The following is a 15,553-nucleotide window of genomic DNA, read 5'->3' on the forward strand; positions in this document are numbered from 1 at the left end:
ATGAAGTTAGCGACAAACGTGCTGTTGGTCTGCTTGTTGTTGTTTGGTGTGGCTACGTTTGTATTTTTGCAAAACGCAGTTGTCAAAGGTAGTTCACCATCTGCTGGTTACGTCTTTCTGGCATTGACGCTTTTTAGTGGAGCCATGCTCTACTCGATGACGCTTTTTATGAATGAACGCATAAAAAAGTTGACTCAGCGGCTAGAGCTGCTTTCTACTTCGTTGGATGAATCGCTGCAGGCAGTTGAGGCCGATGAGGAAGTAGAGCAAAAAAAATCATCGCAGGAGTTAGCACGTAAAATTGCGGATAAAATTGCAGCTGATGGACTTAGTGTTGAGGATTTTTCGGAAGAGATTCTTTCAAGGCTTTCCAAAGAGGTTCCTTTTGCTCATGGACTTTTCTATATGAGGCAGCAAGGAGGAGAGGCTTTTTTACCCACCGCTCGCTTTGCTTTTTATAGTGATAGGGAGTTGGATGGTTTTTCTGTGGGAGAAGGTATCAATGGCCAGGTGGTGAAGGATGGTAAGTCTGTAACCATCGATACGATTCCGGATAATTATGTTCATATTGTTTCAGGTTTAGGAAAAACGAATCCGCGAGCAATAACATTAACACCTATTATGCAGGAAGGCAGATCGGTGGCATTGCTAGAGTTGGCGTTTCTTTCGCAACCTACTGAGCATGATAAGCAGGTTGTTGATAGTTTTTGTACTTTGATTTCCAATAAAATACCAATACTACAAGAGGCGTAAGATGGAAACTGCTAAAAATAGAATTGTTGCATTACTGCAGTCGAAACAACTGATATACTATACGTTATCTTTGGTAGTTATTCCTGTCGCTGCGTGGATTCTTGCGATCTCAACGAAAGGCTATGACGCTTCTTTTACCTCTTTGGCAAAGGTTCATGCAGAGGTTCCTGTTCTCTGGCTAATCAACTTTTTGCCGATCGTTTTTGCGGTGCTTTCTGTTAGTTTTTTGAAGGCGTACAAGAGGAAGGTTGAAGAGTTGGAAGGAGAGGTTACTGTTAAGTCGCAAATCATTAGTAAGAATGCCTTCTTTGCGAAGCAAATTGGAGAAGGAAATTTTAAAGTTGATATTTCGTGCCAAGACGGAGATGTTCTTGCAAAATCACTCTTGGTGATGCGCGATAATCTGCTGAAGAATAGTACAAAAGAGGCAGAAGAAGCTTGGATTGCTGAAGGGAAGGAGATTATCTCTAACATTCTTCGTATTCATAATAAGCTCGATGAACTTTCGTATGAGGTCCTTGTAAGCCTTATTAAGTATACAAAGGTAGTTCAGGGTGCTTTCTACTTTTATGATGATGAGCGAAATCTCATTGTTAATCTTGCCTCCTATGCCTATAATCGCCGGAAGTACATTAAGCAGGAGTTTAAAATAGGAGAAGGCCTTATAGGTCAATGCGCCTATGAGCGAGATTTGATTTATAGGACTGAGGTTCCTGGCGACTATGTTTCTATTACTTCAGGAATATTGGGGGATCAGAAGCCTAAGAGTATCATTATGATACCTCTTATTTCTGATGAAAAATTGTATGGAATTTTGGAGTTTGCATCAGTCTCGGAGATTCCGCCATTGACTATTCGCTTTTTTAAGGAATTAGCAGAGATTATAGCTCGGACCATTTTTAATATTAGCGTTAATGAGCGTACCGCTAGGTTGTTGCACGAGTCGCAGCAAATGACAGAAGAGCTTAAAGAAAATGAGGAAGAACTTCGTCAGAATGCGGAAGAAATGATGGCAACTCAGGAAGAGTTGGAGCAATCGAACAACCGCCTTGAATCGCAGATTAAGGAGGTGGAGAATGTTCAAAAAAAGCTTCACTCCTTGCTCGAAAATGCATCAGAGGTTATTTCAATTTACAATAAAGATCTAGAGCTCTCTTACATTAGTCCTTCTGTAACATCAATTCTTGGTTTTACACCAGAGGAGATGGTGCAAGGAATGGATAAGGACCGGTTGACTAAGAAGGGAGAAGAAAGTTTGGACGAACTTTTTCAAAATCTGCTATATAATCCGAATGAAAGCTATACCATACAGTATACTTTCATGAAGAAAAATGGCGATAAGATTTACCTTGAAGTTACAGGCCGTAACCTTCTATCCGATCCCGCAATTAGTGGTATTATCCTTAATATGCAGGATATTACGGAGCGTAAGCGTGCGGAAAAAGAGGAGCGCATGAAGAGTAAAATGCAGGCGCTATCAGAAAATTCTCCCGATCTTATTATGCGATTAAGCATGATGGGACAGGTTTTCTATATAAACCCCACCGTAAATTCCTACTTTGATATCGATGCTAAATCAATTCAAAACCAAACTGTTGCTGCTAGCTCTTTGCCTGAGCCTTTGGTGGTTTTTTTGATGGATGCTATAGGTAAAATTGGGGAAACAAAGCAAAAGCTGGAGGATGATATTTCATTTGATTCAAACTTTGGGAAAACCATTATGCACATTGTGGCTATTCCCGAGTTTAATGAAAATGAGCTGGAGACGATCCTTTTTGTTTCTCATGACATTACAGAGTCTAAGCGAATCGGAATGGAGATTCAAGAGAAGAATAGGAATATTACAGAGAGTATTAACTACGCGCAGCGTATCCAGAGCTCAATACTGCCTGATAATAGGCTGATTCGTAAGTATCTTCCCAATTCTTTCATTTTCTACCTGCCGAGGGATGTTGTTAGTGGAGATTTTCCTTGGATGTTTGTAAAGGATCCGAATACCATATACGTGGCTGCTGTTGACTGTACGGGGCATGGTGTTCCGGGTGCGCTGCTCTCTTTTATTGGCTATTTCATCCTAAACAATACTGTTGATAGGGATCGCTACCTCAGTGCAGGAGAGGTGCTAGACGCTTTGCACAACGAGGTTCGGACGACGCTTAAGCAGGATAGGGTGGATGCTGATGCTCGTGATGGTATGGATATCGCTCTTTGTAAAATTGATTTGAAGAACAATGTGCTAGAATTTGCAGGTGCACATCGCCCTCTTTACTTGCTAAGAGACAGCCAGCTGCAAGAGTTTAAAGGAGAACGTAGGGCTATTGGAGGAATTCCTTCGGCTAAAAAAGCCGAGCAGCCGTTTACGAACCATACCATTCAGCTGCAACCAAGCGACAGGGTATTTGTGTTTTCTGATGGACTACCAGATCAGGTAGGTGGTCCAGATAAGAAAAAGTACTCGGCCGCCCGTATTCGCGAGCATATTGTGCGGAATGCGCATCTTCCGATGAGTGAGCATGAGGAATTTTTTAATAAAGACTTTTCGGAATACAAAGGCGATGTAAAGCAGATTGATGATATCCTGCTAATTGGAATTGAATTTTAGTAAGAAACAATGAAATAATTAACTAGCTATGGACAATAGGAGTATCAAGGGGTATATTGAGTTTATCTACGATTTCTATAAGTCGATGAAGGCTCATGAGATATCCTTAGTTTATGAAGGGGAGATAACACACCAGATCACCAAGGCATTTACAGCTCTTGCCGAGACGAATATGCTAAAGGATGCAGAATCGAATTCGGTGCAAAAGAAGGTATTTCACGTAATGGTTGAATGCCTCCAAAATATAAGTAAGCATGCCGATGGCTACACCACGGATAGCGAGGTGCTTTCTTCTCGTGGACTATTCATGGTGAGCAAAAATTCGGAAACCTACTATGTAACCACAGGCAATATTGTGGAAAATGATAAGATAGAGGAGCTAAAAACGTTGCTTAACCATATCAACTCTTTGGACAAAGAAGGTCTTAAGGTGCTGCATAAGACACAAATGCAGGAAGGAAGGCTATCCGAAAAAGGAGGTGCAGGTCTCGGATTTATAGACATTGCTAGAAAAACAGGGAATAAGTTGGAGTACCATCTTCTACCTGTAGACGACGATACCCACTTCTTTGTACTTACTTCAACAATAACTCGCGAATAAATAAAAAGCATTTATATAGCCATGGAAACAATCAAAATCCTAGGGACAGACGATACTCCAAACGTAATTTTGGATGCTAATAACGAGATTTTTGAAATCTCTGGACGATCGCTTCCTGAAGATGTGAGCGCATTTTATGAACCAATTCTTGCTTGGCTCGACGAGTATGCTCAGAATCCTAACCCCAAAACGATATTTACGTTTAAGTTGGTTTATTTCAATACAGCATCTTCTAAATTATTGCTCGATATACTAATGCGTTGCGAGCACATGAAGGAGGATGGTGCTGACGTTGTTATTCGTTGGTGCTATCCAGACGATGATGAGGATATGCAGGAAGCAGGAGAAGAGTATGCTGATATTGTGGATGTTCCATTTGAGATGGAAGCTTACTCTCTGTAAAACTATTGCATAATTGAAATATCTGGCTTGATAATTTTGTACTATGAGTGAAGAGATTCTTAGGGCGCTGATGCAGCTCTTTGCGATCGTCGTTAAGCAGGATGATGGTGTAGAACTGAAGGAAAGGGAGTATGTAGAGAACTTTCTTGTCCAGCAGCTTAACGAGGATGCCGTAAAGGAGTATGTTGCACTATTCGAACAGCATGCAGGGCTACGGAGCACCGATACCGATGATGAAAAGGATAACCGAAAAGGGAAGTTAACTTCCGTTAAGGATTCCGTGCGAATTCTTGGTATCTGTAAGAAAATTAACAAAACTCTGACTCAGAGGCAGAAAATTATTGTATTGGTTCGCCTATTCGAATTGGTAAATTCCGAAGGGAGATTTTCGGAGCAACGAATGGCAATAATCAATACCGTTGCCGAGGTATTCAACCTTGCGAAAGAAGAATTTAAGGGTATACAGGATTTTGTACTCAACAACTCTCTCGATGGATTCGATTCGCCAGAAGTGCTTACAGTCCATAGCAGCTTATTAAAAGTAAATGGAAAGCAAATTGTTTCAGAGGGGTTGTCGGGTGCTATTGCCATCCTTCAAATAAAATCGGTGGAGCTTTACTTCCTCAAGTATACAGGGAAGGATGATATCTTTTTGAATGGATTACCGATTAATAATAAGCGTATTTACCTTTTTGCTAATGGTTCGACTATTCGCTTACCAAAGGCAAAGCCAATTTACTATTCCGATGTGCTGTCCCGTTTTATGGCAGATGAAAACTACACCAGACTTTCGTATGAGGTGCAAAGTATCAGCTACCAGTTTAAAACAGGGAATCTTGGCTTACGAAAAATTTCATTTTCAGAAGAGCAGGGAAAGCTTGTCGGAATCATGGGGGCAAGTGGTGCTGGAAAAACAACGTTGCTAAACGTCCTTTCTGGCATCGAACGGCCCACGGAGGGAGCTGTCCTTATCAACGGAATCGATTTGCATTCTCAAAGAGAGGATTTAAAAGGGATTATAGGCTTTATTCCTCAGGACGATTTGCTGATTGAAGAGTTAACCGTCTTTGAAAATCTGTACTACAACGCGAAGCTCTGCTTTAAGGATAAGTCAGATGTCGAAATTCGCGAGTTGGTAGAGAAAACGCTGCTTAATCTAGGATTAATAGATCAAAAAGATCTGAAGGTTGGAAGTCCACTAAATAAAATGATTAGCGGCGGGCAGCGAAAACGGTTGAATATTGCGTTGGAGCTTATTCGCGAGCCTTCTATTTTGTTTGTAGACGAACCTACATCTGGACTTTCCTCTAGAGATTCCGAAAATGTGATGGATCTCCTGCGCGAGCTTGCGCTTAAGGGGAAGCTTGTTTTTGTGGTCATTCACCAGCCCTCGTCGGACATCTACAAGATGTTTGATAATATGCTCATCCTTGATACGGGAGGCTATCTAATTTACCAAGGGAATCCTGTAGAAGCAGTCATGTATTTTAAGCGCTTAGATGCGCAAATTAATAGTGAGGTAGGAGAGTGTCCCTCGTGTGGTAATGTCAATCCCGAGTTAATATTCAATATTATCGAGGCTAAGGTTGTTGATGAGTTTGGACGGTATACGGCAACGCGAAAAGTCTCCCCTCCAAAATGGGAGGAGCATTATCACGAAAATGTAAAACTACCAGAGGTAACTCCTGTTAATGAAGCACCTCCTGCTGCTTTGCGTATTCCCTCTAAGTTAAAGCAGTTTCTGGTTTATACACTGCGTGATTCTAAGAGTAAGATAAGTAATGTGCAATATGTTGTTCTCAACTTGCTCGAAATGCCCGTTCTGGGATTCGTTTTAAGTTATGTAACTCGCTATATTGCAAATCCGAAGTCAGATATCTACATATTTAAGGAAAATGAGAATATCCCAATTTTTATTTTCATGTCCATTATCGTTGCCCTTTTTGTAGGGTTAACGTTGAGCGCGGAGGAGATATTTAGAGATAGAAAAATACTAAAAAGAGAATCTTTTTTAAACCTGAGCCGTTTTAGCTATTTGCTCTCTAAAACCCTTATACTTTTAGTTTTATCTGCTATTCAAACATTTTTGTTTGTGATGGTGGCTAATACAGTGCTAGATGTTAAGGACATGTACTTGTCGTACTGGCTGGTGCTGTTTTCAACATCTGTTTTTGCAAATCTTTTGGGGTTAAATATATCGGCAACATTCAATTCCGTTGTAACCATATACATTGTTATTCCATTGTTAATGATACCAATGATGGTGCTTAGTGGTGCTATGTTTACGTTCGAGAAGTTGAATAGAACAATTAGCAGCACCAATAAAGTTCCTGTTATTGCCGATCTGATGGCGACTAAATGGGGGTATGAGGCTTTGGTTGTTCGGCAATTTAAAGACAATGAGTTTGAGAAGTATTTTTATGATATAGAGAAGGAAGAAAGTAAAGCGAACTACAAGCTCGTTTGCTACATTCCTGAGCTTCAAAAAAGGTTAGATCAGAATGCTGAAGCTTTAAAAAATAGATCTCTGCCACGTAATGAAGAGCTGTTAAAGGATAATCTAGCTGTTTTGCACCGTGCTTTTGAGCGAGAAGCGGTTGCTGTTCCTGAAATTAGGTTTAATCAAATCGGTAGTGTTGATTATAAATCATACAGTAACACCGTTAACGATGCAGCGTATAGCTATACCGAAGATCTTGTTAACTATTACGGTAAGATTTTCGCCAAATATAATGGGAAGAAGGAGGCTGTTCGGGCATGGATGGTTGCAAAGAATGAGGCGATTTACAACCAACTTCGAGCGCAATATCATAATGAAAGTATAACAGATTTAGTAAAACGACCATTTGAGAAAAACAAGGTTCTTCAATTTGGAGATGAGTTGGTTCAGCAGTATGAGCCAATTTTTAAAGACCCAGAACCCAAAGGGTATTTTGACTTTAGATCCCATTTCCTTGCACCTCAGAAGCACTTTGCAGGTGTGTATTTTGATACTTTTTGGTTTAACTTGTTTGTGATTTGGGGAATGTCGATCCTTCTTTTTGTTGCACTATACTTCGAACTATTTAAAAAATTGTTATTTTCGTTTCCATCTAAAGTTGCATTTTTGCTACATCGTAAAGTTGAGGAATAGTAAATGGGAATAGTAAATAAAGCTGCTTGCCTGTTGATTATGGTCTTTTTGTTAGGTTCCTGTATGTCGGAAACTGCCAAAAAGGCAAAAAATGAGTTTGACATTCCAGATTCATTGGTTTCTGCAGATACGACACGGGGCGAACAGGCTCTTGATGAAACTAAGGATATGGTAGATCATATGGTGGAGAACATGGGGTCTCCAATAGAGACTATCGCCATGTTGAAGAGCCTTGGGATACCTTTTAATAGTACGCTATTGGCCGATAATGATAAAAGCGATAGTTTTAATAGTAGCTATTCTCAGGCTGCGGCTTTAGGTATTTATGGGGCCGATTTGGGGTATCTCAACTTCTACGGAAAAACATCGCTCGTTTTAAGCTATATTTCCACGGTAAAAGGGTTGGCCGATGAGCTTAAAGTTGGACAGTTTTTCGACTATGGAACGCTTAAACGCCTTGCAAATAATAATGAAAATGTCGATTCACTTATTTTTATTTCTCGTAAGAGCATGAATAGAATCGACCAATATCTTCGAAAGACGCAAAGAAGCAGTATTAGTGCAGCAATTGTAACAGGAGTTTGGATTGAAGGAATGCACTATTTGACGCAGTTTTATAAGTTAAATAAGAAAAGTAGGCTAAAGGAGGCAATTGGCGATCAAAAAACGCTGCTTGCCCAACTTTTGAAGGTTTTGAAGAGCTACAACTACCATCCTGAGATTGCCAGCCTTGAAAAGGATATGATGTACCTTTATGAAGGCTACAAGGGGGTTACAACTACAATTGAAAGTGGCGAACCTGAATACAAGGAAGTAAATGGTGTTTATACCGTCATTCAGCATGATAGAACGGTTATTAATATATCAAGCCAGCAAATTAGCGATATTACAGCTCGTACACAAAAGATAAGAAGTAAACTGTTGGGAGAGTAAATCGATGAGAAACAAAATATTCATATTTATATTGCTGTCCGTAGTAACTTGCCTTATAGGCGTCAATAAGGCCGCTGCTCAATCCGAGGAGGCGCTGCTAGAAATTAACGGCAAAAAGGCAAACGCTAACGGTAAGGTTACGTATCAAAGCGACTTTAAGATTAAGCTTATGGAAGGAACTCCTGCTCCTCAAAGCAAGTTCACCATTCTTCTTAATAAAAATGTGCAGTATCGTTTTGTTATTGTAAGCTCTAGAGACTTACCTGGGCAGGGTATGTTTAAGTTGTTAGATAACTCAAAGGTGGTAATAAATAGCTATATGGAGGCGACAGATAATATCATGACGGTCGTCGATTTTAATTGCACCAAAACGGGGCCTTATCACCTTTTTTGTGAGTTTAAAGATGGAATGGCGGGGAACGCTGTATTGGGTGTCTATCTGGTCAAAATACTATAGCAAAAAGGGAACATGACGTTCCCTTTTTTTATTTCATATTTGATAGTTCAGCATTACTTAAGGTGTTGTGATGAGCTTAGGCGTAAATACGATTATGCCAATTATAAGTGCTGCAATATTGGTAATGAGCAGCGATGCGGCAGAAAGGCTCTTGAGCACATTTGCATTAGGTAAATTGCCGGAATCCGCAATAAGTTCTATCGCAATGTTGATTGCAGCTGTCGCCAAAACAAAGCCTATTGCAAAGACTACAATTATCCATTCGATGCTTGTTAGTTGAAATTCAATTCCCGCAATAATCACAACGATTGCAGCAATAACATCAAACCATGCGTTTGGTTCGTAAAACATAAGATTCGAAATTCCTTCTACACCTCTTGAAAAAGTATTTCTGCGCTCTTTGAGGGAGAATTTCTTTTTATTGTTTTTCATAGTATAGCAAGTTAGAGTTGATATAACACGCCATTATCTAAAGCAAAAATGATGTATTAATTTAGTGAGAATAGAGGTAAAAGTCAATTCTTACAGAGGTTATTTTAGGCGTAAAATTGTTGTGGTTTTTTGTATAGTCATATGTGGCTTTAAAGCAATGCCGATTGTGTATAAAAATAGCTTTTTATGCGAGATTATAATTTATTTGTTATATTTACGAATAATAATTTAAACTTTATTACAATGGAAGCACCAGTAAAGAAATTAGGAGAAAAAGTGAAGGGTAAAAGAGGTAGAAAGCCTCGTCAAACACCGGTTGAAGCAATTGTAACGATGATCCACAAATTAGAATCATTTGAAGATCTTGACAAGCTTGTAGAAGAGATTGTTAATATCAGAAATGGTAAAAAGCAAGCTGAGATAGAAAGACTTAAGGCGCAGCTGGCAAAATTAGAGGCATAGATTGAATTTGAAATAGAAAAGGGGGCTTTAAGCCCCCTTTTCAATAGTTAAATCTTTTTGCTTTGGGATTCCATTTGACAATCATTTTTTCAACAACTTCTATTTTTATTGGTTTGCTCGTATAGTCATCCATCCCTGTTCTTAGACAATTCTCCCTATCTGCTCCTAAAGCACTTGCCGTCATTGCAATTATTTTTGGACGATTTTCTTTATATTTCTCAACAATTCTGCGAGTTGCTTCTAATCCATCCATTTCAGGCATTTGGATATCCATGAAGATGAGATCGTAGGTTTGCCGTTCTAACGCTTCAAGCACTTCCAGTCCGTTTGCAACGATGTCTACTGTGTACCCATAGTAGGAAAGTGTTTTTCGCATCAATTTTTGGTTTATTGTATTGTCTTCTGCAACTAGTATTTGTATTGGATATTGTTCGTGTAGCTTTGATTTATCTTCAAGTATTTGATTTTCGTAGTCTGCTATGTCATTTGACAGAAGTGTTTTCTTTAGCGTATTTACAAAGTTTGATAGCTTTAAAGGAAGGTAGAGCTGTGCTATAAATCTGTTACTTTCTATTTTTTCGTGTGTAGGGTTTAGCAGTATGGCTCTTACTCCTTCAACATGGTAGGTTGGGTCATCGGTAATTACAATGGATTTATCATACGATCTTGCAGCAGATGAAATGTTAAGTGCTTCCAGAAAATTTCGAATTACAAAACGATCGTGTTCGTTGATGATATGAGGAAAGATGGATATATCGTTTAGTTTTGTCCCTATTGCGGTTATATCCACAACTCCAGTCATCTCTAGTTTGATGGTAAAGGTGAACGTTGATCCAACATTTTCTATGCTATCAACGTTTATTGTGCCTCCCATCATCTCAACTAACTTGCTGCTAATTGCTAATCCTAGCCCAGTTCCTCCGTATTTACGTGTAATTGTAGAATCTACCTGGTTAAAGGCTTTGAATAGCTTATAAGCTTTGTCTTTTGGGATTCCAATACCTGTATCTACAACTTTAAACTCCAATGTTAGGGGAAATCCGGTTTTGGCATGTTCCAGCATTCGGACTTCGATGTTGATGCTACCTTGATGGGTAAATTTAATTGCGTTTCCCACTAGGTTTACAAGAATTTGACGAATGCGGCTTACGTCTCCCGTAAATTTCCTTTTTATATCAGGGCTAACCCAATAGCTGATATCTATGTTTTTTTGGCTCGCAGGAAGCCAGAATAGATCGAGTACGTCTTCGATGCAGAGGCGGAGATCGAAGGGGTTCAATTCTAGCTCCATATTTCCCGATTCGATTTTTGAAAAATCGAGAATGTCGTTAATTATTGTAAGAAGAGCATCGCCGCTATTACGGATTGTCGCAAGATATTCCCGCTGCTCTTCATCTAGCTTGGTTCTTTGGAGAAGGCTAGTCATTCCAATAACACCATTCATTGGGGTTCTTATTTCGTGGCTCATAGTTGCCAGAAATTGGGTTTTGGCTTTGGCTGCGTAGGCGGCTTCTTCCGACATCTTCTTGGCTTGTTTTGTTGCTTCTTCGAGCGATGCATTTAGTTCAAGTAATTTTTCCGTTTTCGATTGAAGAGCATTGGCAAGTTCTGAATGGGATATTGCTCCTCCTAAACTTTGAGCAAAGCTGTTCAATATGGCAACTTCATTTGTCGGTACAAGTATTTCAGATTCAGAGCTCGACAAAGAAAGTATTCCCCAAAGTTTTTTTTCTAGCAAAATGGGAAGGAAAATGATCGATTTTATGTCTAGCTGCTGGCAAATGGATTGTACTTCGAGAGGCAAACTGTCTGTTGTTTCATTTATTGCATTTCCTTTACTTAGTGACGATAAGTAAGAATGAATGGATGGAGAGAATGAAATGTATTCGGAATCGTGGTGTTGATTAGGGAGGCTAAACCCGTTTTTAATCCATTCAGAACGTATTTTTAGCTTATATTCGGTTTCCGAGGAGGAGGCCATTTCTAGGATACAAATGCGATCTTTATTACATGCTTGTCCTACTTTTTCTATGGCTGCAAGTACTGCATTTTCTATATTCTGAGGATTTGAAGTGAGAAGCATGTTTAAGGCCGATGTTACTCCAGCCAAAAGGTTAGTCTGGAGTTGGCTTTTTTTATTACTGCGAAGTATTTCTGTGACATCCTGAAATGTGTAAATATTACCACTAAACAGATTTTCGATTTCTACATGTTGGTGGTTTATGTTGATATCTTTGCCTTCAGTCGTTAAAAAAATGGCGCTGCTTCTTTTTCTTGCTTTTTTTGATTTTGGAGAGAACTCGGAAATAAAGGTTTCTGGACTGGTGAAAACATTGGCGTATTCGGTCAGATTGCGGATAAAGTTTGTACCTGTAATGTCTTGTGAGTCAATTTTTGTACAGATGATGTTGCAGAACTCTTGATTAGCGAATAAAATGTCATGATTTTCGTCCGTAATCAGAATACCAGAGTTTACGATATCAATGATGGAACTGAACTTAGCAGTTGTTGAACTTTCTAACCGTAGTAGTCTGCTATCTCTTATTTCTTTGATAAAAGCAACGTATTCAACTTTTATGTTGTGATTTTGGGCTATAAGTTTTAGATGAAATTGAATTTTTTCACCCTTCATATTTTTGCCAATTTGGAAGGATTCCCCTTTAAGTGCTTCTAATCCATCCGTATTTCTAGATGTGGATTTCGCATTATATGGCCATAGTAAATCAAAAAAGGATTTTTCCTCAATGTCTTTTTTGCTAAATCCAAACAGAGTGCAGGCCGCTAGATTGGCAGTAATAATGGAACCATCTTTTGTGAGATAAATTACACCTTCGAATAAGTTTTCAAACAAATTTGCTGGTTCGCTATTGTATTGAACTTTCACTACATCCTTTTCCATAATCTTGATATCAAACTGTTATACATCTATTTTTTAGGATTTTCCTTTTATCCTTTTTCCCCATTTTCGAAGTAGCTCTTCTAACGTTTCGAGTTTTAAAGGTTTACTGACAAAGTCAGACATTCCTACGGATATGCATTTTTCTTTATCTTCAGGAAATGCTCCTGCTGTCATTGCAATTATTATAGGTTTAGATTCGTTATCCGCTTCGCTAATGATTTTGGAGGCCTCCAGTCCATCCATTTCGGGCATTTGTACATCCATTAGTATGAGGTCGTACTTTTGCCGTTTTAGGGCATCTATAGCCTCTAATCCGTTAGCTGCGATGTCGCAGGTGTAGCCGAAAACCATCAACGCTTTTACTATTAATTTTTGGTTGATGGAGTTGTCTTCTGCGACAAGTATCGCTAAAGGGTATTCATTAAACAGGTTTACTGTTTGTTTGGTTGTTTTTATGCTATGATTTTTTTGGGAGGATGCTATGGATGTTAGTTTTCGTATAGTATTTGCGAAAATGCTAAATTTAATGGTTGGAAGTAGAACCACGCTGTGATTTGCAAGAATTTGGTCAGAAGAATTTTCTTTGATAAGTATGGTTTTAATTGTTTCTGTTTGGGAGTAAGGTACATCCGTTATGGCGATGTCCGATGTTGTAATTTGTTTCTTTTGATGTATATCTAAAGAATTGAGCATGGAAAGGATGCTTTGCCTTAGCTGTTTGTTCGAGATGTTGCAGTATGCACTAATTGGCTTGCTAAGCTCGAAGTCTTTTGAAACGTCAGAAATGCTGGTTCTGGGTAAATGAATTATGAAATGAAAAGTGCTGCCATTTCCTTCTGAACTATCAACTTTTATATAGCCACCCATCAGCTCGACAAGGCGAGATGTGATGGCAAGTCCCAATCCTGTTCCTCCATATTTACGATTGGTGGATGTGTTGAGTTGGTTAAACGGAAGAAAAAGGATATTCTGTTTTTCCTTGGGAATACCTATTCCTGTATCGCTTACGCTAAACTTAAGGGTTGAGGTAAGGGTGGTTGGATTGTAGTTTATCTCTTCTATGCTGATGGTGATATATCCTTTGGTGGTGAACTTCATTGAATTTCCAACTAAGTTGACCAGAATCTGACGGGTTCTGGTAATATCGCCAATGAACATATGCTTAATTGATGGGGATATGTTGTGTAGTATGGGGACAGACTTTTTGGTAGCATCGAGCATGAACATATCGATAACCTCTTCCACGCAAATTCGTAAGTCGAACGGTTGTTGCTCCAGCTCCATTTTCCCAGACTCTATTTTCGAGAAATCAAGAATATCGTTAATGATTACAAGTAGAGAGTCTCCGCTATGGCGTATGGTATTTACGAAATCGCGCTGTTCGTCGTTAAGAGGTGTACGAAGTAAAAGGCTTGTCATTCCAATTACTCCATTCATAGGGGTTCTAATTTCGTGGCTCATGGTTGCCAAAAACTCCGATTTGGCTTTGGCTGCAAGCATTGTTTCTGTGGTAAGCCTTTTTTCGTTTTGTATGGATTGTTTTAGGTTTTTGTTTGCCTGTTTAAATTTTTTGTTGGATACTTCTAGTGCTGTGCTCGCATTTTTATTGGCAATTGCACCTCCAATACTTCCTGCAAGCGCTTTTAGGATTGCTTCTTCTTCTGTGTTGAAGATTTGCCCTTTGCTGCAGTCATCAAAACCGACAAATCCCCATAGCTTCGAGTTTATGATAATTGGTGCAAAAAGTATGCATTTAATATTTTGTGCTTCAAGTATTTCTCTGGTAAAATCGTCAAAGTTGTACGTGAAATCATTAATCGTCTCACCATTACTAAGGGTATGTAGTAGGTGAGGAAGGTATTCTTCAAATGGGAAATTTTGTAGTTCGGGATTGTTGATTTCTTTGGATATGCCCTCGTTTGTCCATTCAAATCGTTGGCTAATAAGGTATAACTTAGTATTTATGTCTTTGTGTGCTTCAAAAATGTATACTCTATCCCTGTCTGTTGCTTCTCCTATTTGCTTGAGGGCAGAGTTTACTGCATTTTCAAAATCTGCTGGAGATGAGGTTAATAGAATGTTGGATGCTTTTGCTACGCCATCTAAAATTGCGGCTTGTCTTTTTACTGTCCTCGCGTTTTGTTCTCTCTCAGAAATATTTCTGTATATCCAGAGATGGCCACGGTAGCTTTTGTCTATAAAAATGGGGATATAGTCGCGTTCTAGCTCAATGCCATTTACCATCTTTAGAGTATGGTTTAATGCTTGTTCGTTCTTATTTAAAGTTTCATCAATAACCTGTTTGAATTCCTCTGGGTTGATAAATAGGTGTTTGGAGTATTCTGCACTATCAGTGCAGTCCATCCCAACAAGATCCTCTGGCGACGCTGTAATTTGGAACAGCTCGCAAAAGAAATTATTTGCAAGTACTATTCTGCGTTTTTCATCTTCCACAAGTACTGCAGAATTCATGCTCGAAATTAGCGTCTTTAAACGAATATACGAGGCTTCTAGAATATGATATTCGGGCGCAGTTTTGTTTGCAAATGTCGCTATATAGAGTTGCTCATTTCCCTGTATTGTCTGCTCTATCTTTACATTGAACTTGTCATATAATAAGCAGGTCTCTGTTGTGGCTGTAATGTAAAGTGTGGACTGTATTTTTGCTGGAGAAAGTTCTGGGAAAAATGAGTTTATTTCTTTGTTTAGAATATCTTTCTTTTCTAAGCCCAGTAAATAGCAGGCCGCTTTGTTTATAAAAACGACAAGCCCTTTGGGGTTGAAAATCAAGAACGCTTCAACTAAGTCTTCAAGTATATTATAAAACGGGTTTAACTCATTCTGATGCTTTCTCATTACACGTCCTCCTTTTAGATCAA

The 15,553-nt window shown here is 39.0% G+C and carries 11 protein-coding genes; 8 read left to right on the plus strand and 3 right to left on the minus strand.

Translation table 11 applies throughout. From position 1 onward, the window contains the following. From L990_RS18450 to L990_RS18480, 7 genes are read left to right on the plus strand one after another with little or no spacing between them, the layout of a single operon-like run. Complete coding sequence (locus tag L990_RS18450; protein WP_047452459.1) at positions 1-753, plus strand: GAF domain-containing protein; 753 nt, start codon at positions 1-3, stop codon at positions 751-753. 1 nt (position 754) lies between these two features. Further along, the gene (locus tag L990_RS18455) at positions 755-3,355 is read left to right on the plus strand and encodes a SpoIIE family protein phosphatase (protein WP_047452461.1); all 2,601 of its coding nucleotides are present in this window, start codon (positions 755-757) and stop codon (positions 3,353-3,355) included. A 28-nt stretch (positions 3,356-3,383) separates the two neighbouring features. After that, complete coding sequence (locus L990_RS18460; protein ID WP_047452462.1) at positions 3,384-3,956, plus strand: SiaB family protein kinase; 573 nt, start codon at positions 3,384-3,386, stop codon at positions 3,954-3,956. A gap of 21 nt (positions 3,957-3,977) precedes the next feature. Further along, a complete protein-coding gene (locus L990_RS18465) occupies positions 3,978-4,358 on the plus strand; it encodes a DUF1987 domain-containing protein (protein WP_047452464.1) in 381 nt (126 codons plus the stop codon). A 43-nt stretch (positions 4,359-4,401) separates the two neighbouring features. After that, positions 4,402-7,491 carry an ATP-binding cassette domain-containing protein gene (locus L990_RS18470; RefSeq protein ID WP_047452465.1) on the plus strand — a complete coding sequence of 1,030 codons (3,090 nt, stop codon included), beginning with the start codon at positions 4,402-4,404 and terminating at the stop codon, positions 7,489-7,491. A gap of 3 nt (positions 7,492-7,494) precedes the next feature. After that, positions 7,495-8,424: a hypothetical protein gene (locus L990_RS18475; protein WP_156121690.1), complete on the plus strand. Its 930-nt coding sequence runs from the start codon at positions 7,495-7,497 to the stop codon at positions 8,422-8,424. 4 nt (positions 8,425-8,428) lie between these two features. Further along, complete coding sequence (locus L990_RS18480; RefSeq protein ID WP_047452469.1) at positions 8,429-8,881, plus strand: hypothetical protein; 453 nt, start codon at positions 8,429-8,431, stop codon at positions 8,879-8,881. A 57-nt stretch (positions 8,882-8,938) separates the two neighbouring features. On the opposite strand, the gene L990_RS18485 is transcribed toward L990_RS18480, so the two are convergent. Continuing rightward, complete coding sequence (locus tag L990_RS18485; RefSeq protein WP_047452472.1) at positions 8,939-9,313, minus strand: diacylglycerol kinase family protein; 375 nt, start codon at positions 9,311-9,313, stop codon at positions 8,939-8,941. A 243-nt stretch (positions 9,314-9,556) separates the two neighbouring features. Here L990_RS18485 and L990_RS18490 point away from each other — a divergent pair, with 243 nt between their 5' ends. Then, a complete protein-coding gene (locus tag L990_RS18490) occupies positions 9,557-9,775 on the plus strand; it encodes a hypothetical protein (protein WP_047452474.1) in 219 nt (72 codons plus the stop codon). Between the two features lie 40 nt (positions 9,776-9,815). On the opposite strand, the gene L990_RS19540 is transcribed toward L990_RS18490, so the two are convergent. Continuing rightward, entirely contained in the window at positions 9,816-12,674 is a 2,859-nt protein-coding gene (locus L990_RS19540) for an ATP-binding protein (protein ID WP_052181158.1), read from the minus strand. 33 nt (positions 12,675-12,707) lie between these two features. After that, positions 12,708-15,530, minus strand: coding sequence for an ATP-binding protein (locus L990_RS19545; protein ID WP_052181159.1), 2,823 nt, complete (start codon positions 15,528-15,530; stop codon positions 12,708-12,710). Positions 15,531-15,553 lie beyond the last annotated feature (23 nt).

The sequence above is a fragment of the Alistipes sp. ZOR0009 genome (assembly GCF_000798815.1).
Taxonomy (GTDB): Bacteria; Bacteroidota; Bacteroidia; order Bacteroidales; family ZOR0009; genus Acetobacteroides.

Bases quoted from the DNA above. Each gene is read 5' to 3' on its own strand.
- L990_RS18490 (WP_047452474.1), top strand. From the start codon at position 9,557: ATGGAAGCACCAGTAAAGAAATTAGGAGAAAAAGTGAAGGGTAAAAGA.
- L990_RS18485 (WP_047452472.1), bottom strand. From the start codon at position 9,313: ATGAAAAACAATAAAAAGAAATTCTCCCTCAAAGAGCGCAGAAATACT.
- L990_RS18465 (WP_047452464.1), top strand. From the start codon at position 3,978: ATGGAAACAATCAAAATCCTAGGGACAGACGATACTCCAAACGTAATT.
- L990_RS19545 (WP_052181159.1), bottom strand. From the start codon at position 15,530: ATGAGAAAGCATCAGAATGAGTTAAACCCGTTTTATAATATACTTGAA.
- L990_RS18460 (WP_047452462.1), top strand. From the start codon at position 3,384: ATGGACAATAGGAGTATCAAGGGGTATATTGAGTTTATCTACGATTTC.
- L990_RS18455 (WP_047452461.1), top strand. From the start codon at position 755: ATGGAAACTGCTAAAAATAGAATTGTTGCATTACTGCAGTCGAAACAA.
- L990_RS18480 (WP_047452469.1), top strand. From the start codon at position 8,429: ATGAGAAACAAAATATTCATATTTATATTGCTGTCCGTAGTAACTTGC.
- L990_RS18450 (WP_047452459.1), top strand. From the start codon at position 1: ATGAAGTTAGCGACAAACGTGCTGTTGGTCTGCTTGTTGTTGTTTGGT.
- L990_RS19540 (WP_052181158.1), bottom strand. From the start codon at position 12,674: ATGGAAAAGGATGTAGTGAAAGTTCAATACAATAGCGAACCAGCAAAT.
- L990_RS18470 (WP_047452465.1), top strand. From the start codon at position 4,402: ATGAGTGAAGAGATTCTTAGGGCGCTGATGCAGCTCTTTGCGATCGTC.
- L990_RS18475 (WP_156121690.1), top strand. From the start codon at position 7,495: ATGGGAATAGTAAATAAAGCTGCTTGCCTGTTGATTATGGTCTTTTTG.